The 20500-nt window shown below is 69.9% G+C and carries 19 protein-coding genes; all 19 read left to right on the forward strand.

The annotated features are described in order from the left end of the window. On the forward strand, nucleotides 1-477 hold the full coding sequence (gene paaD, locus AC2CHE_RS00685) for a 1,2-phenylacetyl-CoA epoxidase subunit PaaD (RefSeq protein ID WP_484502905.1): 477 nt from the start codon (nucleotides 1-3) through the stop codon (nucleotides 475-477). Next, nucleotides 474-1601, forward strand: a complete 1128-nt coding sequence (gene paaE, locus AC2CHE_RS00690) for a 1,2-phenylacetyl-CoA epoxidase subunit PaaE (protein WP_484502906.1) — start codon at nucleotides 474-476, stop codon at nucleotides 1599-1601. The genes paaD and paaE overlap by 4 nt, the downstream gene beginning before the upstream one ends. Nucleotides 1602-1778: 177 nt before the next feature. Beyond that, nucleotides 1779-2969 carry a cyclic dehypoxanthinyl futalosine synthase gene (mqnC, locus tag AC2CHE_RS00695; RefSeq protein ID WP_484502907.1) on the forward strand — a complete coding sequence of 397 codons (1191 nt, stop codon included), beginning with the start codon at nucleotides 1779-1781 and terminating at the stop codon, nucleotides 2967-2969. 491 nt (nucleotides 2970-3460) lie between these two features. Further along, nucleotides 3461-4642, forward strand: a complete 1182-nt coding sequence (locus tag AC2CHE_RS00700) for an LPXTG cell wall anchor domain-containing protein (RefSeq protein ID WP_484502908.1) — start codon at nucleotides 3461-3463, stop codon at nucleotides 4640-4642. Nucleotides 4643-4778: 136 nt separating this feature from the next. Continuing rightward, a complete protein-coding gene (locus AC2CHE_RS00705; RefSeq protein ID WP_484502909.1) occupies nucleotides 4779-5489 on the forward strand; it encodes a demethylmenaquinone methyltransferase in 711 nt (236 codons plus the stop codon). Between the two features lie 95 nt (nucleotides 5490-5584). Next, nucleotides 5585-5794, forward strand: coding sequence for a hypothetical protein (locus tag AC2CHE_RS00710; RefSeq protein WP_484502910.1), 210 nt, complete (start codon nucleotides 5585-5587; stop codon nucleotides 5792-5794). Between the two features lie 179 nt (nucleotides 5795-5973). Next, a complete protein-coding gene (locus tag AC2CHE_RS00715) occupies nucleotides 5974-7248 on the forward strand; it encodes a geranylgeranyl reductase family protein (protein WP_484502911.1) in 1275 nt (424 codons plus the stop codon). 108 nt (nucleotides 7249-7356) lie between these two features. Continuing rightward, complete coding sequence (locus tag AC2CHE_RS00720; RefSeq protein WP_210828576.1) at nucleotides 7357-7722, forward strand: NADH-quinone oxidoreductase subunit A; 366 nt, start codon at nucleotides 7357-7359, stop codon at nucleotides 7720-7722. 13 nt (nucleotides 7723-7735) lie between these two features. Further along, nucleotides 7736-8413 (forward strand): NuoB/complex I 20 kDa subunit family protein, encoded by a 678-nt coding sequence (locus tag AC2CHE_RS00725; protein ID WP_137781694.1) that lies wholly within the window; start codon nucleotides 7736-7738, stop codon nucleotides 8411-8413. Then, nucleotides 8410-9141, forward strand: a complete 732-nt coding sequence (locus tag AC2CHE_RS00730; RefSeq protein ID WP_484502912.1) for an NADH-quinone oxidoreductase subunit C — start codon at nucleotides 8410-8412, stop codon at nucleotides 9139-9141. Before AC2CHE_RS00725 ends, AC2CHE_RS00730 begins: the two co-directional genes overlap by 4 nt. Beyond that, the gene (locus AC2CHE_RS00735) at nucleotides 9138-10463 is read left to right on the forward strand and encodes an NADH-quinone oxidoreductase subunit D (protein ID WP_484502913.1); all 1326 of its coding nucleotides are present in this window, start codon (nucleotides 9138-9140) and stop codon (nucleotides 10461-10463) included. Before AC2CHE_RS00730 ends, AC2CHE_RS00735 begins: the two co-directional genes overlap by 4 nt. 52 nt (nucleotides 10464-10515) lie before the next feature. Continuing rightward, on the forward strand, nucleotides 10516-11556 hold the full coding sequence (gene nuoE / locus AC2CHE_RS00740) for an NADH-quinone oxidoreductase subunit NuoE (RefSeq protein WP_484502914.1): 1041 nt from the start codon (nucleotides 10516-10518) through the stop codon (nucleotides 11554-11556). Next, nucleotides 11553-12869 (forward strand): NADH-quinone oxidoreductase subunit NuoF, encoded by a 1317-nt coding sequence (gene nuoF, locus AC2CHE_RS00745; RefSeq protein WP_484502915.1) that lies wholly within the window; start codon nucleotides 11553-11555, stop codon nucleotides 12867-12869. Before nuoE ends, nuoF begins: the two co-directional genes overlap by 4 nt. Before the next feature lie 58 nt (nucleotides 12870-12927). Beyond that, nucleotides 12928-15423, forward strand: a complete 2496-nt coding sequence (locus AC2CHE_RS00750; protein WP_484502916.1) for an NADH-quinone oxidoreductase subunit G — start codon at nucleotides 12928-12930, stop codon at nucleotides 15421-15423. After that, on the forward strand, nucleotides 15420-16766 hold the full coding sequence (gene nuoH / locus AC2CHE_RS00755) for an NADH-quinone oxidoreductase subunit NuoH (protein ID WP_484502917.1): 1347 nt from the start codon (nucleotides 15420-15422) through the stop codon (nucleotides 16764-16766). Before AC2CHE_RS00750 ends, nuoH begins: the two co-directional genes overlap by 4 nt. Nucleotide 16767: 1 nt before the next feature. Continuing rightward, a complete protein-coding gene (gene nuoI / locus AC2CHE_RS00760) occupies nucleotides 16768-17409 on the forward strand; it encodes an NADH-quinone oxidoreductase subunit NuoI (RefSeq protein ID WP_484502918.1) in 642 nt (213 codons plus the stop codon). Next, on the forward strand, nucleotides 17406-18176 hold the full coding sequence (locus AC2CHE_RS00765) for an NADH-quinone oxidoreductase subunit J (protein WP_484502919.1): 771 nt from the start codon (nucleotides 17406-17408) through the stop codon (nucleotides 18174-18176). Before nuoI ends, AC2CHE_RS00765 begins: the two co-directional genes overlap by 4 nt. Further along, complete coding sequence (gene nuoK, locus AC2CHE_RS00770) at nucleotides 18173-18490, forward strand: NADH-quinone oxidoreductase subunit NuoK (protein ID WP_013731028.1); 318 nt, start codon at nucleotides 18173-18175, stop codon at nucleotides 18488-18490. Before AC2CHE_RS00765 ends, nuoK begins: the two co-directional genes overlap by 4 nt. Before the next feature lie 24 nt (nucleotides 18491-18514). Then, nucleotides 18515-20461, forward strand: coding sequence for an NADH-quinone oxidoreductase subunit L (gene nuoL, locus AC2CHE_RS00775; protein WP_484502920.1), 1947 nt, complete (start codon nucleotides 18515-18517; stop codon nucleotides 20459-20461). Nucleotides 20462-20500 lie beyond the last annotated feature (39 nt).

A 20500-nucleotide genomic window follows, 5' to 3' on the forward strand; every position in this document is an offset into this window, starting at 1 on the left:
ATGAGCCGGGCACGGGAGGCGGTGGCGGCGGTGGTGGACCCGGAGATCCGGGAGGTCACCATCGACGATCTCGGCATCCTCCGCTCGGTGTTGGAGGACCAGGTCACCGGTCGGGTGGTGGTGACGATCACCCCCACCTACACCGGCTGCCCGGCGATGGACGTCATCCGCGCCGACATCCGGCGCGCGTTGGCCGCCGCCGGTCATCCGGACGCCGAGGTGCGTACGGTGCACAGCCCGGCCTGGAGCACCGACTGGATCAGCGACGCCGGGCGGGCCAAGCTGGCCGCCGCCGGCATCGCCCCACCCGCCCCGGTCCGGCGCGACGGCGTCGTTCCGCTCACCCTGACGGTGCGCTGCCCACGCTGCGGCTCGCCGGAGACCGAGCAGCTCAGCCGCTTCGGCTCCACCGCGTGCAAGGCGCTGTGGCGCTGCCGCTCCTGCTCCGAACCCTTCGACCAGGTGAAGGCCCTGTGACTGTCACCATCACCCGCCCGGTCCGCCGCCGTCCGGTGTTCCATCCGCTGCCCGTCGTCGCCGTGGACCGGCTCACCGTCGATGCCGTCGCGATCACCTTCGCGGTGCCGGAGGAACTGCGCGAGACCTTCGCGTTCGGTGCCGGCCAGCACCTGACCGTACGCCTGCCGGCCGAAGCCGTTGCCGCGGACAGTGACGGCGGCGGGGACGTGCGCCGTTCGTACTCGATCTGTTCCACCCCGGCGGAGCTGGCGCGGCACGGGCGGTTGCGGATCGGCGTGCGGGAGATTCCGGGCGGCGCCTTCTCCGGCTACGCCTGCGGGGCGCTGCGGCACGGCGACACCATCGAGGTGCTGCCGCCGATGGGGCACTTCACCACGGCCTTCACGCCGGACCGGGCTCGCCGCTACGGCGCGGTGGTCGCCGGCTCGGGCATCACCCCGGTGCTGTCGCTGGTCGCCACCGCACTGGCCGTCGAACCGGCCAGCACCTTCACCCTGGTGTACGGCAACCGCACGGCCGGCAGCGTGATGTTCGCCGAGGAACTGGCCGACCTGAAGGACCGCCACCCGAGCCGGCTGCACCTGGTGCATGTGCTCTCCCGTGAACAGGGCGATTCGCCGCTGCTGTCGGGTCGGATCGACGCGGAGCGGCTGGATCGGCTGCTGGAGACCATCGTGCCCGGCGAGGCGATCGAGGAGTGGTTCCTCTGCGGCCCGTACGGACTGGTGGTGGACGCCCGTGCGGTGCTGGCCGCGCGGGGCGTCGCCGAGTCGGCGGTGCACACCGAGCTGTTCCACGTCGATGCGCCGCCCGAGCCGGTGCGCCGTACGGACGACGCGTCCGGCGGTACCGACGTGACGATCACGCTCGACGGAAGATCGTCGAGCTTCACCATGCGCCGCGACGAACGGGTGCTGGACGCGGCACTGAAGGTCCGCGGCGAGCTGCCGTACGCCTGCAAGGGCGGGGTCTGCTCGACCTGCCGGGCCAAGGTCGTCTCCGGTGAGGTGGAGATGGCCCGCAACTACGCCCTGGAGCCCGACGAGGTGGCCGCCGGTTACGTGCTGACCTGCCAGTCCAACCCGCTCACCGACACCCTCGCCATCGATTACGACGCGTGACGCGTAGAACGTTTCGTTCTTGCTGGGGCCGGTTTGTGGCAGTCGGGCGCGCGATCGCTCCGGCGTCCACCGGACCTCTGCCCCTCCGTGCGGGAGGACGGCATGTCGGACAGGGATGGATCACAAGTGAAGTGCGCCGCTGAGAGCTGATCGGCTGCTCGGCGTACGCTCGGGGGCGTGACGGTGAACCGGGAGATCGACGACATCCTGCAGCGCGGCGCCGACGGCGGGCGGATCACGCCCGAGGAGGCTCTGCTGCTCTACACCGAAGCCCCCTTCCACGCCCTCGGCGAGGCGGCGGACGCGGTCCGTCGGCGGCGCTACCCGGACAACGTCGTCACGTACCTGATCGACCGCAACATCAACTACACGAACGTCTGTGTGACGGCGTGCAAGTTCTGTGCCTTCTACCGCGCACCGAAGCACAAGGAAGGGTGGACCCACCCGACCGAGGAGATCCTGCGTCGCTGCGGCGAGGCGGTCGAGCTGGGCGCCACCCAGGTCATGCTCCAGGGCGGCCACCACCCGGACTACGGCGTGGAGTACTACGAGGAGCTGTTCTCCTCGGTCAAGAAGGCGTACCCGCAGCTCGCGATCCACTCGATCGGGCCGAGCGAGATCCTGCACATGGCGAAGGTCTCCGGGGTGAGCCTGGACGAGGCCATCGCCCGGATCAAGGCCGCGGGGCTCGACTCGATCGCCGGGGCCGGCGCCGAGATGCTGCCGCAGCGGCCCCGCACGGCGATCGCGCCGCTGAAGGAGTCGGGCGAGCGCTGGCTGGAGGTCATGGAGTTGGCGCACCGGCAGGGCGTCGAGTCGACCGCGACGATGATGATGGGGACCGGCGAGACGGCCGCCGAGCGGATCGAGCACCTGCGGATGATCCGCGAGGTGCAGGATCGTACGCAGGGCTTCCGGGCCTTCATCCCGTGGACGTACCAGCCGGAGAACAACCACCTCAAGGGCCGCACCCAGGCGACGACCCTGGAGTACCTGCGGCTGGTGGCGGTGGCCCGGCTGTTCTTCGAGACCGTGCCGCACCTGCAGGCGTCCTGGCTGACCACCGGCAAGGACGTCGGCCAGCTGGCGCTGCACATGGGTGTCGACGACCTCGGGTCGATCATGCTGGAGGAGAACGTCATCTCCTCGGCGGGTGCGCGGCACCGGTCCAACCTGCACGAGCTGATCGGGATGATCCGTTCCGCCGGCCGGATCCCGGCCCAGCGCGACACGCTCTACAACAGACTGGCTGTGCACCACACGCCCGCCGACGACCCGAGCGACGACCGGGTGGTCTCGCACTTCTCGTCTATCGCTCTGCCCGGCGGCGGTGCCGGCCGATCGCTGCCCCTGGTCGAGGCGAGCTGACCGACGCCCAATCTCGACAAGTCGAAAGCGACGCCGATCGGTGCCTGGACCGCCTGACCTCGCCGCCGCAAGCGCGAGTTTCGGCATGGTGGCCCTTCCGGGGCCGCGGTAGGCCGCGAGTTGCGGCATGGTGGCCCTTCCGGTCGGCCGAACACCGCGAGTTCCGGCATCCCGGGACCTCGTGGGGACGGACGGCGTCGTGGGTGGGTGCGGCAGCAGCGGACGAGAGATCACTATGGGTCACTGTGGTGGTGCGATCGGTTGTCAGCCGAACGGCTCGGGTGGATCATCCATCCGGTTCGAAGCGTTGGGCCGCTCCGGCCATGGGCTCGGGTGTGGCCAGGTAGCAAGACCCATCAATCCGGACAATCCTTAATTGGCCATTAGCTGAGCAGCTTGTGGCGGGTGTGAAGCAGGGTGGCGCGGGTGATCGTTGACCGCTAACGTCCCCGCCCGTACGTTTCATTCACCCCACGGGGGAGACACCTCTGATGATTTTCCGTAACCGGGCTGCCGCGTACCTGGGTGCCGGTGCCGCCGGCGTCCTCGCGGCCGGCGCCTTCGCCGCCCCGGCTCTGGCGGACGACAGCGCGGACCTTGCCATCAAGGCGACCGGCACCACGATCGCGGTCGGTGCGCCGGGCAAGGACGCCAGCGTCTCGCTGCTGAACAAGAGCAAGGTCGACGCCAAGGACGTGCTCGTCGCCCTCGACATCAGCAAGCTGAAGACCGACCTCGTCGACATCGACGAGAGTGGCTGCAACCCGCGCGAGGACGGCTGGATCCTCTGTGGCATCGAGGGTGACACCATCCGCGCCGGCGAGGACGTCGACTGGTTCTTCCCGTTGACCCGCAAGGGCGCCGAGGTCGGCCCGGCCGGCTCCATCACCGCGGTGATCCTGCACGGCGGCCCGGACCCGGACGAGTCCGACAACGTGGTGACCGTGGACGTCAAGGTCGAGGGCACCGGGCCGGACCTGACCGTCGTCGCCGACGATGTCCGTAAGGCCGTCAAGGTCGAGGGTGGCACGTTCACCGAGGTCGGCGACCTGTACGCGGGCAACACCGGTCAGCTCATCTACGGCGCCTTCAACCAGGGTGACCAGGCCGCCCGCGGTCTGCGCATCGAGGTGCAGCTGCCCGAGGGCGCGACCTTCGCGGAGAAGGAGCCGGACTGCACCTACAACGCCGCGATGACCTCGCTGACCTGCGAGTACGACAAGGCCGTCCTCATCCCGGCAGCGCAGGACACCGACGGTGACGACCTCTACTCCGGTGCCCGCTTCTACAACCTGGTGAAGGTCGCCGACGGTGTGCAGCCGAGCAGCCTCACCGGTGGCAAGGTCACCATCGACTCGCTGTCGGTGCAGGAGGCCCCCAGCATCCTCCGGTCCGCCGCCACGTCGGCCCTGCCGGAGAACGCCACGGGCGTCGCGGTCAACGACGTCGACCCGAGCGACAACACCGACGACTTCGCGGTGGTCGTGGCCGCCGAGGGCGGCTCCGGTGGTGGCGACGGTGACGGCCCCGGCCTGCCGGTCACCGGTGCGCAGGTCGGCCTGATCGGTGGCGTCGGCGCGGCTGTGCTGGCCGCCGGTGTGGCCATGTTCCTGGTTGCCCGCCGTCGCCGGGTGGTCCTGGTGACCCCGGGTGACGAGAAGACGGACGACTGAGCTTCGTCCTCTATCGGCCCGCGTGGGCCGTTCACATAACGCACGGCAGTGAGGGCGGGGTGGGTGACCATCCCGCCCTCACTGTGTCGCTCGACCCTGGGCGGGCCGCCGCTCGCCGGGCTGGCAGAGTGAAGGGGTGAGCCGTACCCCGCAGGGCCAGCGCGCCAGTCTGGACAAGCAGCCGCACGAGGTCGCCGCGATGTTCGACGGTGTCGCGGCCCGTTACGACCTGACCAACACCGTCCTGTCGTTCGGTCAGGACCGGTCCTGGCGACGGGCGACCCGCGCCGCGCTCGACCTGCGGCCGGGTGACCGGGTGCTGGATGTGGGTGCCGGCACCGGCGTCTCCACCGAGGAGCTCGCCCAGTCCGGGGCGTACGCGATCGGTGCCGACCTGTCCCTCGGCATGCTGTACGCCGGCAAGCGCACCCGCCCGCAGGTGCCGCTGCTGGCCGGAGACGCGCTGCGGCTGCCCTTCGCCGACGCCAGCTTCGACGCGGTGACCATCTCCTTCGCGTTGCGCAACGTCAACGACACCGACGCCGCGCTGGCGGAACTGGCCCGGGTGACCCGGCCGGGCGGCCGGCTGGTGATCTGCGAGTTCAGCACCCCGGTCAATCCCGCGTTCCGCACCGTGTACCTGTCCTACCTGATGCGTTCCCTGCCGGCCGTGGCCCGGACGGTCTCCAGCAACCCTGACGCGTACGTCTATCTCGCCGAGTCGATCCGGGCCTGGCCGGACCAGTCGGCGCTGGCAGCGCGGGTGGCCGCCGCGGGTTGGGAACGGGTGGCGTGGCGCAACCTGACCGGCGGCGTGGTGGCCCTGCACCGCGCGGTCCGCAGGTGAGCGCGGCTCACCCGGCGTCCATACCCTCTAGGCGGTAATACGCCATTTAGGCAAATAAGGCGATTATGTCGTCTTTGCGGCTTAAGCTGGCCCACATGACGGATCCGAAGAATGTGGCCATCGGGGATGCCGCGGAGCTGGTGGAGCAGCTCCGGGGCCTGGCCGGGGCGGATCCCGCCGACGTCCGCCAGGTGGTGACCGAGGTGCTCGCGGCCCTGGACCGGGCCGCCGGCGGTACCTTGCGTGAGCAACTGCCGGAGACCATCCGCGCCAGCCTGGACAGCGCCGCATCGGCACGCACCTGAGTGCCGCGTCGCGAGAGCTGATTGACAGATGGCGGCAGGGCTCCGGCTCCGGTGACCGGGGCCCTTCCCTGCGTCCAGCAGGTTAGGCCGACCTAACAAGGCGAGCTTACGGTGCCGGTCATAGACTCGTCCCGGCTGGCTTGTGAAGCATTTCACGAGCAGGCGGGGAGGAGGCGCTAATGACTGCGGTGGAGAACGACGCCGATGTGATCGTCGTGGGCGCCGGTCCCGGTGGTTCGGCGACCGCGTACCACCTGGCTCGGCACGGCGTACGAGTGCTGCTGCTCGAGAAGACCGAGTTCCCCCGGGAGAAGGTCTGCGGCGACGGGCTGACCCCCCGCGCGGTGCGGCAGTTGATCCGGATGGGGGTGGACACCTCCCCCGAGGCCGGCTGGCTGCACAACCGTGGCCTGCGGGTGATCGGCGGCGGTGTCCGGCTGGAACTGGACTGGCCGGATCTGGCCAGCTTCCCGAACTACGGCCTGGTGCGCACCCGACTCGACTTCGACGACCTGCTCGCCCAGCGCGCGGTGTCCGCCGGAGCCAAGCTGCGGACCAGCGTGAACGTCATCGGCCCGGTGCTCGACGGCGACGGCCGGGTGATCGGGGTGCAGGGCGAGGACGGGCCGGACAGGGCACCCGTCACCTTCCACGCTCCGCTGGTGGTGGCCGCGGACGGCGTCTCGGGCCGGTTCCCACTCGCCCTCGGGCTGGCCAAGCGAGAGGACCGCCCGATCGGTGTCGCCGTCCGGCGCTACTACCGCTCCGAGGCCCGCCACGACGACGACTACCTGGAGTCCTGGCTGGAGTTGCGGACCAAGGGCACCAACGAACTGCTGCCCGGGTACGGCTGGATCTTCGGCCTCGGTGACGGCCGGGTGAACGCCGGGCTCGGCATCCTCAACTCGTCCTCGGCGTTCGGCAAGACGAACTACCGGCGGCTGCTCACCGACTGGCTGGCCAACACGCCGCCGGAGTGGGGGATGGCCGACGATGCCAACGCCGAGGGCTCGATCCTCGGCGCCGCGCTGCCGATGGGCTTCAACCGGGTGCCGCACTACACCCGGGGAGTCCTGCTCGTCGGCGACTCCGGCGGCATGGTCAACCCCTTCAACGGCGAGGGCATCGCGTACGCGATGGAGTCCGGCGAACTGGCCGCGGAGGTCGCGGTCCAGGCGCTCGCCCGGCCGGCCGGCGCCGAGCGGGAGCGGGCCTTGATGGCGTACCCGCAGGAGCTGAGCTCCCGGTTCGGCGGCTACTACCGGCTGGGCGGGATCTTCGTGAAGCTGATCGGCCGTCCGGAGATCATGCGGGCGGCGACCAAGCACGGGATGCCCCATCCCACGCTGATGCGCTTCGTGCTCAAGCTGCTGGCCAACCTCACCGACCCGCGCGGCGGTGACGCGATGGACCGGGTGATCAACGCGATGACCCGGGCCGCGCCCGCCGTGTAGGGGTGCGGAGCAGGCAAGGTCCACCCCCGCCGAAGGGCGCGGGGTGGGATGTGAATAGTGTGAATTTCGCCAACCACCGAGGGCAGGGAAGGACGAGCAGGAGAAAATATGTCGCTCTCGCCTTACGTACCCATCATCGGGCTGTTCGCCCTCGCCGCGGGTTTCGCGCTGTTCTCGATAGCCGCCGCCCGGTTCGCCGGCCCCCACCGCTACAACAGGGCCAAGCTCGAAGCCTACGAGTGTGGGATCGAGCCTAGCCCGCAGCCGATCGGCGGTAGCCGGTTTCCGGTCAAGTTCTACCTGACGGCGATGCTTTTCATCGTCTTCGACGTGGAGATGATCTTCCTTTACCCGTGGGCGGTCTCCTTCGACATCCTGCCGGTCTTCGGGTTCGTCGCCATGTTGGTGTTCATCGGTGCCGTCTTCGTCGCGTACGCCTACGAGTGGCGGCGCGGCGGCCTGGACTGGGACTGAGGGAGGAACGGCTATGGGTATCGAGGAGAAACTTCCCGCCGGAGTCCTGCTCACCTCGGTGGAGAAGCTGGTCAACTGGTCGCGCAAGTCGTCGGTCTGGGGCGCCACGTTCGGCCTGGCCTGCTGCGCGATCGAGATGATGGCCGCCGGTGGTCCGCACTACGACATGGGCCGCTGGGGCATGGAGGTCTTCCGGGCCTCGCCCCGGCAGGCCGACCTGATGATCGTCGCCGGCCGGGTTAGTCAGAAGATGGCCCCGGTGCTGCGCCAGATCTACGACCAGATGGCCGAGCCCCGCTGGGTGCTCTCCATGGGTGTCTGCGCCAGCAGCGGCGGCATGTTCAACAACTACGCCATCGTGCAGGGCGTCGACCACGTCGTACCGGTCGACATGTACCTACCGGGCTGCCCGCCCCGGCCGGAGATGCTCATCGACGCGATCCTCAAGCTGCGCGAGAAGATCGGCCACGAGCCGCTCGGCCCGAACGGGCGCAAGATGCTGGCGGCCCGGGAGGCGCGCGGTGACGTGCCGGTGGTGCCGTACGGCTCGATGCCGTCGTCGTACCGCAGCGACAAGGCCCGGCGGGCCGAGTGGACGAAGGCCGTCCGCGAGGGCCGCGAGGAGCAGCTGCGGATCGAGAACTGGATGAACGCCCAGAACCACCTCCACCCGTACGGGGGGATCAAGTGACTGACGACAAGCCGACCACCGGCGGCGTGCCGATCCCGGTGACGCCGGCCGGCGCGACGAGTGGCGCGCCGGCCGAGTTTCCGCCGGCCGCACCGGCGGGCCTGGGCATGTTCGGCAACCAGGGCAGCGGCGACGTCTCCGGGTTCGGCGGACTGGTCCGGCAGCACCACACGGTCGAGGACTCACCGCGGCCGTACGGCAGCTACTTCGACGAGGTCCGGGACGCGCTGGAGGAGGCGTACCCGGCGTTCGGCGAGGCGATCGAGAAGGTCGTGGTCGACCGGGGCGAGCTGACCCTGCACATCCGTCCGGAGCGGATCGCCGAGGTCTGCCAGGTGATGCGGGACGATCCGGCGCTGCGTTTCGAGCTGTGCTCGTCGGTGTCCGGGGTGGACTACCTGGGCGCCGATGCCCGCCGACTGCACATCGTCTACCAGCTCACCTCGATGACGTACCGGCGGTGGGTCCGGCTGGAGGCGGCGGTCAGCGCCGAGGAGCCGCACCTGCCCAGCGTCACCTCCATCTACCCGACCGCCGACTGGCAGGAGCGGGAGGCGTACGACATGTTCGGTGTCGTCTTCGACGGCCACCCGGCGCTGACCCGCATCCTCATGCCGGACGACTGGGAGGGTCACCCGCAGCGCAAGGACTACCCCCTCGGCGGCGTGCCCGTGGAGTACAAGGGCGCCGAGATCCCGCCGCCCGACAAGCGGAGGTCTTACCAATGACCGCGTCGAACTACGCCACCGAGCGCGAGACGACCGAGGGCCGGGTCTTCACCGTCACCGGCGGGGACTGGGACGACGTCGTCTCCGGCGTCGACCCGATCAACGAGGGTCGGATCGTCGTCAACATGGGCCCCCAGCACCCGTCCACGCACGGTGTGCTCCGGCTGATCCTGGAGCTGGAGGGCGAGACGGTCCGGGAGGCCCGCTCGGTCGTCGGCTACCTGCACACCGGCATCGAGAAGAACCTGGAGTACCGCAACTGGGTGCAGGGTTCGACCTTCGTGACCCGGATGGACTACCTCTCCCCGCTGTTCAACGAGACGGCGTATTCGCTGGCCGTCGAGAAGCTGCTCGGCATCGAGGAGCAGATCACCGAGCGGGCCACCACCATCCGGGTGCTCATGATGGAGCTGAACCGGATCTCCTCGCACCTGGTGTGGCTGGCCACCACGGCGATGGAGCTGGGCGCGATCAACATGATGCTCTACGGCTTCCGGGAGCGCGAGTACGTCCTGGAGATCTTCGAGCTGATCACCGGCCTGCGGATGAACCACGCGTACGTCCGGCCGGGCGGCGTCGCCCAGGACGTGCCGGACGAGGCCATCGTCAAGATCCGCGATTTCCTCAAGCTGATGCCGAAGCGGCTCAAGGAGTACGAGGACCTGCTCTCCGGGCAGCCGATCTGGCTGGAGCGGACGCAGAACGTCGCGGTGCTGGACGTGACCGGCTGCTTGGCGCTCGGCGTCACCGGGCCGGTGCTGCGTTCGGCCGGGCTGGCCTGGGACTTGCGCAAGACCATGCCGTACTGCGGCTACGAGACGTACGAGTTCGACGTGCCGACCCACTCCGACGGCGACGTCTGGGGCCGTTACCTGGTTCGCAACGCGGAGATCCGCGAGTCGCTCAAGCTGGTCGAGCAGGCGCTCGACCGGCTCAAGCCCGGTCCGGTGATGGTGGCCGACAAGAAGATCGCCTGGCCGGCGCAGCTGGCCGTCGGCGTCGATGGCATGGGCAACTCGCTGGAGCACGTCGCAAAGATCATGGGCCAGTCGATGGAGTCCCTGATCCACCACTTCAAGCTGGTGACGGAGGGCTTCCGGGTGCCGCCGGGCCAGGTGTACGTCGGGGTCGAGTCGCCGCGCGGCGAGCTGGGCGTGCACGCGGTCTCCGACGGCGGGACCCGGCCGTACCGGGTGCACTACCGGGAGCCGAGTTTCGTCAACCTCCAAGCCCTGCCGGCGATGGCCGAGGGCGGCCTGATCGCCGACGTCATCGCCGGCGGCGCCTCGCTGGACCCCGTCATGGGAGGTTGTGACCGGTGAGCGCGAGGAGTGAGCTTGCGAGCCCCGCAGTCGCGAACGGAAGGCGACGCTGATGACTGTCTTCACTGACGAGACGCGGACCAGGGCGCGGGAGATCATCGCCCGCTACCCGGCGGACCGGTCCCGCTCGGCCCTGCTGCCGTTGCTGCACCTGGTGCAGGCCGAGGAGGGCTACGTCTCCCCGGCCGGCGTGGCGTTCTGCGCCGAGGTGCTCGGCCTGAACAAGGCCCAGGTCGGCGCGGTCGCCAGCTTCTACACGATGTACAAGCGCCGGCCCACCGGTGACTGGCTGGTCAGCGTCTGCACCAACACCATGTGCAACGTGCTCGGTGGCCAGGAGGTCTACGACACCCTCGCCGAGCACCTGGGCGTCGGGCACGACGAGACCACCGCCGACGGCAAGGTCACCCTGGAGCATGCGGAGTGCCTGGCCGCCTGCGACTACGGCCCGGTGATGACCGTGAACTACGACTTCTTCGACGGTGTCGACCCGCAGACCGCGGTCGAAGTGGTCGACGAGCTGCGCGCCGGTGGCCGGCCCACGCCGAGCCGCGGTGCCCGCCTCTGCACCCTGAAGGAGATGGCGGTCCAGCTCGCCGGCTTCGCCGACGAGCGGGAGGGTGCCGTCGCCGACGGGGTGCCGGGCGAGCCGACCCTGCGCGGTCTGCGCCTGGCCCAGCAGCACGGCATCTCGGCGCCGGGCTTCGACCCGAACACCCCGATCCGCAGCGGCAAGGCGGGGGACAAGCCGGCACCGGCCACCCCGGCGAAGGCCGCTCCGACCGGCAGCACCGCACCCGACGTTCCGGCGCCGGACCGCAAGTCGCCGCAGGTGCGTACCGCCGAGACCCGGCAGCCGGACGCGGAGACCGCCGTCCCGGACGCTCCCGGCACCAAGGCCCCCGTCGACGGGCAGCCGCCCGCGGCGGGCGACGCCCGGGCCGCGGAGGCCGCCGGCGTGGCGGCCAACAGGCCGGCGGGCGACGCCAAGCCAGCCGGTGACGACACCGGGGCGCAGGAGCGCAACCTCAGGGAAGCGGAGTCCGCCGGTGGTGGCCAGGATTCCGCGCACGACAAGGGGGCTCAGAAGTGACCACGCCCGCGCCACAGACCCTGGCCAAGCTGACGCCCGTGCTCACCAAGCGCTGGCTGTCCCCGGACGCCTGGCGGATCGGCACCTACGAGAAGCTGGACGGGTACGCCGCGCTGCGTAAGGCGATCAAGGCCCACCCGGACGACCTGATCCAACTGGTGAAGGATTCCGGGCTGCGCGGTCGCGGCGGCGCCGGCTTCCCGACCGGTCTCAAGTGGGGCTTCATCCCGCAGGGCGACGGCAAGCCGCACTACCTCGTGGTCAACGCCGACGAGGGTGAGCCCGGCACCTGCAAGGACCTGCCGCTGATGACCCACGACCCGCACTCGCTGGTCGAGGGCGTGATCATCGCCTCGTACGCGATCCGGGCCAACCGGGCCTACATCTACATCCGGGGCGAGGCCGTGCACGCCGCCCGCCGGCTGCGCAACGCGGTGAACGAGGCGTACGCCAAGGGCTATCTCGGCCGCGACATCCTCGGCTCCGGTTTCGACCTGGATCTGGTGGTGCACTCGGGTGCCGGCGCGTACATCTGCGGGGAGGAGACGGCGCTGCTGGACTCCCTGGAGGGTTTCCGTGGCCAGCCCCGGCTGCGTCCGCCGTTCCCGGCCACCCACGGGCTGTACGCCAGCCCCACCGTGGTCAACAACGTGGGCACCATCGCCAGCGTGCCGTACATCGTGCTCGGCGGCGCGGACTGGTGGAAGTCGATGGGCACGGAGAAGTCCGCCGGCCCGATGATCTACTCGCTCTCCGGCCGGATCGTCAACCCCGGCCAGTACGAGTGCGGCCTCGGCATCACGCTGCGCGAGCTGATCGAGCTGGCCGGCGGAATGCAGCCGGGGCACAACCTGAAGTTCTGGACCCCGGGCGGATCGTCGACCCCGCTGCTCACCGCCGAGCACCTCGACGTGCCGCTGGACTTCGAGGGCGTGGCCGCCGCCGGTTCGATCCTCGGCACCACGGCCACGCAGATCTTCTCCGACCAGGACTGCCCGGTCTACGCGACCTACCGGTGGCTGGAGTTCTACCACCACGAGTCGTGCGGCAAGTGCACCCCGTGCCGGGAGGGCAACTACTGGATGGTCCGGGTCTACCGGCGCATCCTGGCCGGCCAGGGCACCCAGGACGACCTGGACACCCTGCTCGACACCTGCGACAACATCCTCGGCCGCTCGTTCTGCGGCCTGGGTGACGGCGCCACCAGCCCGGTGACCTCGTCGCTCAAGTACTTCAAGCAGGACTACCTCGACTACATCGAGGGACGGACCGCGCCGAAGTTGTCCGACAAGCAGTTGGTGGGAGCCCACTGATGCGAGTGCGAGGAGTGAGCGGAGCGGGCCCCGCAGCCGCGAGCGAAAGGCGAGCACTGTGACGGACGTTGCCAAGCCGACCGAGACGGTCACCCTCACCATCGACGGCGTGGAGGTCACCGCCCCGAAGGGAGCGTTGCTGATCCGGGTCGCCGAGCAGATGGGCACCGAGATCCCCCGGTTCTGTGACCACCCGCTGCTGGCTCCGGCCGGCGCCTGCCGGCAGTGCCTGGTGGAGGTGGAGGGGCAGCGCAAGCCCGTCGCCTCCTGCACCCAGCCGGTCGCCGACGGCATGGTGGTCCGCACCCAGCTCACCTCTCCGGTCGCCAAGAAGGCGCAGGAGGGGATCATGGAGCTGCTGCTGGTGAACCACCCGCTCGACTGCCCGATGTGTGACAAGGGCGGCGAGTGCCCACTGCAGAACCAGGCGATGTCGACCGGCCGCACCGACTCCCGGTTCCACGAGCACAAGCGGGAGTACCCGAAGCCGCTGCCGATCAGCACCCAGGTGCTGCTCGACCGGGAGCGGTGCGTGCTCTGCCAGCGGTGCACCCGGTTCTCCGAGGAGATCGCGGGCGACAAGTTCATCGACCTGATGAACCGCTCCTCCGCCGAAGAGATCAACATTTACCGGGACGAGGACTACGGGACCGAGGGCGAGGACGGCGACGTCCCGTTCAACTCGTACTTCTCCGGCAACACCGTGCAGATCTGTCCGGTCGGCGCGCTCACCGGCACCCAGTACCGCTTCCGTGCCCGTCCGTTCGACCTGGTCTCCAGCCCGAGCGTGTGTGAGCACTGTTCGGCCGGCTGCGCCCAGCGTACGGACTGGCGGCGGGGCAAGGTGCTGCGCCGGCTGGCTGGGGACGACCCCCAGGTCAACGAGGAGTGGAACTGCGACAAGGGGCGGTGGGGCTTCCAGTACGCCCGCGCCGCCGACCGGCTCACCACCCCGCTGGTCCGCGACGAGCGCACCGGCGAGCTGCGGGAGGCGTCCTGGAGCGAGGCGCTCAGCGTCGCCGCCGAGGGGCTGCGGGCCGCCCGGGACACCGGCCAGGGTGCCGCCGTGCTCACCGGCGGTCGGCTGACCGTCGAGGACGCGTACGCGTACGCCAAGTTCGCCCGGGTCGCGCTGCACACCAACGACATCGACTTCCGGGCCCGCCCGGTCTCCCGCGAGGAGGCCGACTTCCTGGCCAGCACGGTCGCCGGTAGCACCGACGTCACCTACACCGACGTCGAGAACGCGCCGGCGGTGGTGCTGGTCGGTCTGGAGCCGGAGGAGGAGTGCCCGATCCTCTTCCTGCGGCTGCGCAAGGCGCACCTGAAGAACAAGCTGAAGGTGTACGCGATCGCGCCGTTCGCCACCCGCGGCCTGGAGAAGCTCGGGGCCAAGCTGGCCCGCGTGGTGCCGGGCGAGGAGGCCGAGGTGCTCGCCGAGCACGCCACGGTCGCCGAGGCGCTCAGCGCCGAAGGGGCGATCCTGATCGTCGGCGAGCGGCTGGCCACCGTACCGGGCGGCCTTTCCGCCGCCGCCGAGGTGGCCGCGCGTACCGGGGCGAAGCTGGCCTGGGTGCCGCGGCGCGCGGGTGACCGCGGCGCCGTCGACACCGGCTGCCTGCCGAACCTGCTGCCCGGCGGTCGCCTGGTCACCGAGCCGGGCGCCCGTGCCGAGCTGGGCGAGGCGTGGGACATTCCGGCCGGGGTGATCCCGAGTCAGTCCGGCCGGGACACCGACGGCATTCTCGGTGCCGCCGCCGCGGGCCAGGTGGGCGCGCTGGTGGTGGCCGGAGTCGATCCGGCCGACCTGGCCGACCCGCGCCTGGCCGAGCAGGCTCTGGACACGGTGCCGTTCCTGGTCAGCCTGGAGTTGCGGGCCGGCGCCGTCACCCGTCGGGCGAACGTGGTCCTCCCGGTCGCACCGGTGGTGGAGAAGGCCGGCAGCTTCCTCGACTGGGAGGGCCGGCTGCGCCCGTTCGACGCGGTGCTGGAAACCGCCGCGATGACCGACGGCCGGGTGCTCGACGCGCTCGCCGCTCAGCTGGATGTGCGGCTGGGCACCGGGGACGTGCTGACCGTCCGGCGTGAGCTGGGCAGCCTGCCGGTGACCCGCGCTGAGCGCCCGGCCGCGCCCACGGTGCAGCCGGGCTCGGTGCCGCAGCCGGGTGCCGGTGAGGCGGTGCTGGCGACCTGGCATCAGCTGATCGACCTGGGCAGCCTCACCGACGGTGACGAGTACCTGGGTGGCACCGCCCGCCCGCCGGTGGTCCGGCTGGGCAAGGGCAGCGCGGAGGCGCTCGGCGTCGCCGACGGCGACCCGGTAACGGTGGGTACCGACCGGGGTGCGGTGACCCTGCCGGCGGCGATCACCGAGATGCCGGACGGTGTGGTCTGGCTACCCACCAACTCGCCAGGTTCGACCGTGCGGCGCAGCCTGGGCGCGACCTCCGGCGTGGTGGTGCGGATCTCCGCCCCCGGCGTGACGGAGCCGGTCGCCGCCGACGCGGCCGACCGTCCGGGCCCGTTCCTCAACTCATCCGGGGGTGCCGCATGAACGTCATCGCCCAGGCGCCGTCGCTGAGCGACTTCGGCCACGATCCGTGGTGGTTGGTCCTCGGCAAGATCGTCTTCGCCTTCGTCGTGGCCCTGCTCGGCACCCTGCTCGGCGTCTGGTTCGAGCGGCGGGTGGTGGGGCGGATGGCCGTGCGCCCCGGCCCCAACCAGCTCGGTCCGTTCGGTCTGCTGCAGACCCTCGCCGACGGCCTGAAGATGGCCTTCAAGGAGGACATCCTCCCGAAGTCGGCGGACAAGGTCATCTACTTCTTCGCCCCGGCCATCTCGGTGATCTGCGCGGTCACCGCGCTGTCGGTGATCCCGTTCGGCCCGATGGTGAGCATCTTCGGTCACCAGACGCCGTTGCAGGTCACCGACGTGCCGGTGGCGGTGCTCGTGGTGCTCGCCCTCTCGTCGATGGCGGTCTACGGCATCGTGCTCGCCGGCTGGGCGTCCGGCTCGACCTACCCGCTGCTCGGCGGACTGCGGTCCGCCGCCCAGCTGATCTCCTACGAGGTGGCGCTGGGCCTGTCCATCGTGGCGGTGTTCATGCTCGCCGGCACGATGTCGACAAGTGAGATCGTCGCCGCCCAGGGCAGCAACACCGAGCTGAGCCTGTTCGGCGTCGACATCCCGACGCCGGGCTGGTACGCGCTGCTGCTCTTCCCGAGCTTCATCGTCTTCTTCATCTCCATCGTCGGCGAGACCAACCGGCCGCCGTTCGACCTGCCGGAGGCGGAGTCGGAACTGGTGGCCGGCTTCATGACCGAGTACAGCTCGCTCAAGTTCGCGCTGATCATGCTCAGCGAGTACGTCGCGATGGTGACCATGTCGGCCTTCACCGTGACGCTCTTCCTGGGCGGCTGGCACGCACCCTGGCCGATCACCATCTGGTCGGGCGCCAACTCCGGCTGGTGGCCGCTGCTCTGGTTCTTCGGCAAGGTCATCCTGTTGGTCTTCGTCTTCGTCTGGCTGCGCGGCACGCTGCCCCGGCTGCGGTACGACCAGCTGATGCGCTTCGGCTGGAAGGTGCTCATCCCGATCAGCCTGGTCTGGATCGTGGTCCTCGCCGGCCTGCGCACCGTCGACGACTGGGACACCCAGAGCCGGCTGTACGCCATCGGCATCCCGGCCGGCATCGTGCTGCTCGCCGCGCTGTTCTGGCCGAGCCGCAAGCCGGCGCCGAAGCCGACTCTCGCCGAGCAGATCGACAACCGGCCGCCGGGCAGCTTCCCGCTGCCCCCGATGGATCTCCAGGTACCACCGAGCCCGCGCACCCGGCGCATGGTCGCCGAGCGGGAGCCGGCCAACGTCCCCGCCGGCCAGGACTCTGAGGAGGTGTGACGTGGGCGCGATCACCGGAACGTTCAAGGGCTTCGGGGTCACCTTCTCGCACATGTTCAAGAAGGTCGTCACCACCGACTACCCGTTCACCCCGCCGACGCCGGCTCCCCGCTACCACGGGCGGCACATCCTCAACCGGTACCCGGACGGGCTGGAGAAGTGCATCGGTTGTGAACTGTGCGCCTGGGCCTGCCCGGCGGACGCGATCTACGTCGAGGGTGGCGACAACACCGACGAGCAGCGCTTCTCGCCGGGCGAGCGGTACGCCAGCGTCTACCAGATCAACTACGCGCGGTGCATCTTCTGTGGACTGTGCATCGAGGCCTGCCCGACCCGCTCGCTGACCATGAGCAACGAGTACGAACTGGCCCGGGACAACCGCCAGGACCTGATCTTCACCAAGGAGCAGTTGCTGGCCCCGCTGCTGCCGGGGATGGAGCAGCCGCCGCACCCGATGCGGCTGGGCGACAGCGAGAAGGACTACTACATCGGCAGCCTCACCAACCCGGGCACCTCCGCCGGGGCGGAGCGCTCCCCGATGGGGCCGGGGCGTTACCAGGTCGACGAGCACCCGGGCGTCACCTTTCCCGGTGCCGAGCAGGCCGCAGCGCGGGCCGAGGCGGAGAAGGGAGAGTCGGAATGAACACCTCGACGCTGCTCGCCGCCTCCGGTGCGGTCTCCGGCGGCGAGGCGGTGACCTTCTGGATCCTCGCTCCGCTCGCGCTGGCCGGTGCGATCGGCATGGTCGTCGCCCGCAACGCGGTGCACTCGGCGCTGTGGCTGGTACTGACCATGCTCAGCCTCGGGGTGTTCTACGTGCTCCAGGCGGGACCGTTCATCGGCATGGTGCAGATCATCGTCTACACCGGCGCGATCATGATGCTCTTCCTGTTCGTGCTGATGCTGGTCGGTCGGGAGGCGTCCGACTCGCTGATCGAGGTGCTGCGCGGCCAGCGGATCGCCGCGATCGGGCTGGGGCTCGGCTTCGCCGGCCTGCTGGGCAGCGGGGTCTACCGGGCCACGCAGGGCAGCACCCCGATCGGCCTGGAGCAGGCCAACGCGGGCGGCAACGTGCAGGGCATCGCCCGGCTGCTCTTCACCGACTACGTCTTCGCCTTCGAACTCACCGCGGCGCTGCTGATCACCGCCACCATCGGCGGCATGATCCTGGCGCACGTCGAGCGGCGCAAGGAGGACCGGCGCGACCAGGTGGCCACCATGAAGGCCCGCTTCGCGCCCGGCAACTACCCCGGCCCGAAGCCCGGCCCGGGTGTCTTCGCCACCTCCTCGTCGGTCGCCACCCCGGCCCGCCTGCCGGACGGGCGGCTGAGTGACCGCAGCACGCCGGACATCCTGCCGGTGCGGGAACTGACCGCCGAGGAGACCACGCTGAAGGGCACTGAGAAATGAGTGACTTCTTCTCGGTCGAGCCGAACTACTACCTGGTCCTCGCCGCGGTGCTGTTCACCATCGGCGCGGCCGGGGTGCTGGTCCGGCGTAACGCGATCGTGTTGTTCATGTGTGTCGAGCTGATGCTCAACGCGGCCAACCTGGCGCTGGTCACCTTCAGCCGGATGAACGGTGACCTCAACGGCCAGATCATGGCGTTCTTCGTGATGGTGGTGGCGGCGGCCGAGGTCGTGGTCGGGTTGGCCATCATCATGGCGATCTTCCGCACCCGACGCTCCGCCAGCGTCGACGACGCCAACCTGCTGAAGTACTAGAGGGGCCCACCGGTGGACGAAATCATGACGTACGCCCAGGCTGCTCCGGCCGAGACCGTCTCGTACGCGACGGCGGACGGGCTGCTGAGCAGCGTCTGGCTGCTGGTGGCCATCCCGCTGGTCAGCGCGACGATCCTGCTGCTGCTCGGCCGACGGGCCGACCGCTGGGGGCACTGGCTCGGGGTGACCGCCGTCGGTGCCGCCTTCCTGCTCGGCCTGAGCTACTTCCTCGGCCTGCGCGGCCTGGAGAACAGGTCGGTCGAGCTGAGCCTGTGGGATCTCATCGCGGTCGGCGGCCTGCACGTGGACTTCGGTCTGCTGTTCGACCCGCTGGCCGGGGTCTTCGTCCTGCTGATCACCGGTGTGGGCTTCCTGATCCACCTGTACGCCGTCGAGTACATGGCGCACGACGCGGGCCGGCGTCGCTTCTTCGCGTACTTCAACCTGTTCATCGCGGCGATGTTGCTGCTGGTGCTCGGCAACAACTACGTGATGCTGTACTTCGGCTGGGAGGGCGTCGGTCTGGCGTCGTACCTGCTGATCTCCTTCTGGTACACCAAGCCGGCCGCGGCCACCGCCGGTAAGAAGGCGTTCCTGATGAACCGGGTCGGCGACGCCGGCCTGGCCATCGCGATCTTCATCATGTTCGCCACCCTCGGCACCACGCAGTACGACGAGGTGTTCAACGGGGTGAGCGCGTTGGCCGGAGGCACCGTGCTGGTGCTCGGCCTGCTGTTGCTGCTCGGCGCGGCCGGCAAGTCCGGCCAGTTCCCGCTCCAGGCATGGTTGCCGGACGCGATGGAGGGCCCGACTCCGGTGTCGGCGCTGATCCACGCCGCGACGATGGTCACCGCCGGTGTCTACCTGATCGCCCGCTCGAACGTCATCTTCTCGGCCAACGCCACGTTGCAGCTGGTGGTGGTGAGCGTCGGTGCGTTGACCCTGCTCATCGGTGCGATCATCGGCTGCGCCAAGGACGACATCAAGCGGGTGCTGGCCTGGTCCACGGTCAGCCAGATCGGCTACATGTTCCTCGGCGTCGGGCTCGGTGGCGCGGCGTACGCGCTGGCCATCGTGCACCTGCTGGCGCACGGCTTCTTCAAGGCCAACATGTTCCTCGGCGCCGGCTCGGTGATGCACGGGATGAAGGACCAGGTCGACATCCGTCGCTTCGGTGGCCTCGCCAAGTACATGAAAATCACCTGGCTGACCTTCGGCGCGGGCTGGCTGGCCATCATCGGCATGTTCCCGTTCTCCGGTTACTTCTCCAAGGAGCCGATCATCGCCGCCGCCTTCGAGCGGGAGGGCTGGACGGCCTGGCTGTTCGGCGGGGCGGCGGTGCTCGGTGCCGCGTTGACCGCGTTCTACATGACCCGGCTGTTCGTGCTGACCTTCCACGGGCCGAAGCGGTGGACTGAGGACATCGAGCACCCGCACGAGTCCCCGGCGCTGATGACGATTCCGCTGATCCTGCTCGGCGTCGGCTCGCTGGGTGCGGGTTGGCTGCTGGCCACCTCCGTACCGGACTGGCTGACCACCACCGCCGGGCTCGGCGCGGCCGAGGCGCACCACGACGCGGTGCTGCCGCACTGGGCGATCGTGGTGCTGTCGCTGGGGGTCACCGTGCTCGGTGCGGTGCTGGGTTGGTTCCTGTTCCGCAACGGGACGGCGACCGCGCCGCAGCCGGCCGGGGTGCTGGTCACCGCCGCTCGGAAGAACCTCTACGCCGACGCGGTGAACGAGGCGGTCTTCGAGAAGCCGGGCATCTTCCTCACCCGGGCGCTCGTCTACCTCGACAACCGGGGCATCGACGGGCTGATCAACGGGCTGGCGGCGGGTGTCGGCGGCGGCTCGGGCCGGCTGCGGCGGTTGCAGACCGGCTTCGTCCGGTCGTACGCCACCTCGATCCTGACCGGCGCGTTGCTGGTGGTGGCCGCCTTCCTGGCCGTGCAGGCGGGGTGGTTCGCGTGATCGACCTCTTGAGGCTGTCGGCCTCACAGGCGGCCGTCG

The sequence above is a fragment of the Micromonospora sp. ATLC16 genome, assembly GCF_057196645.1.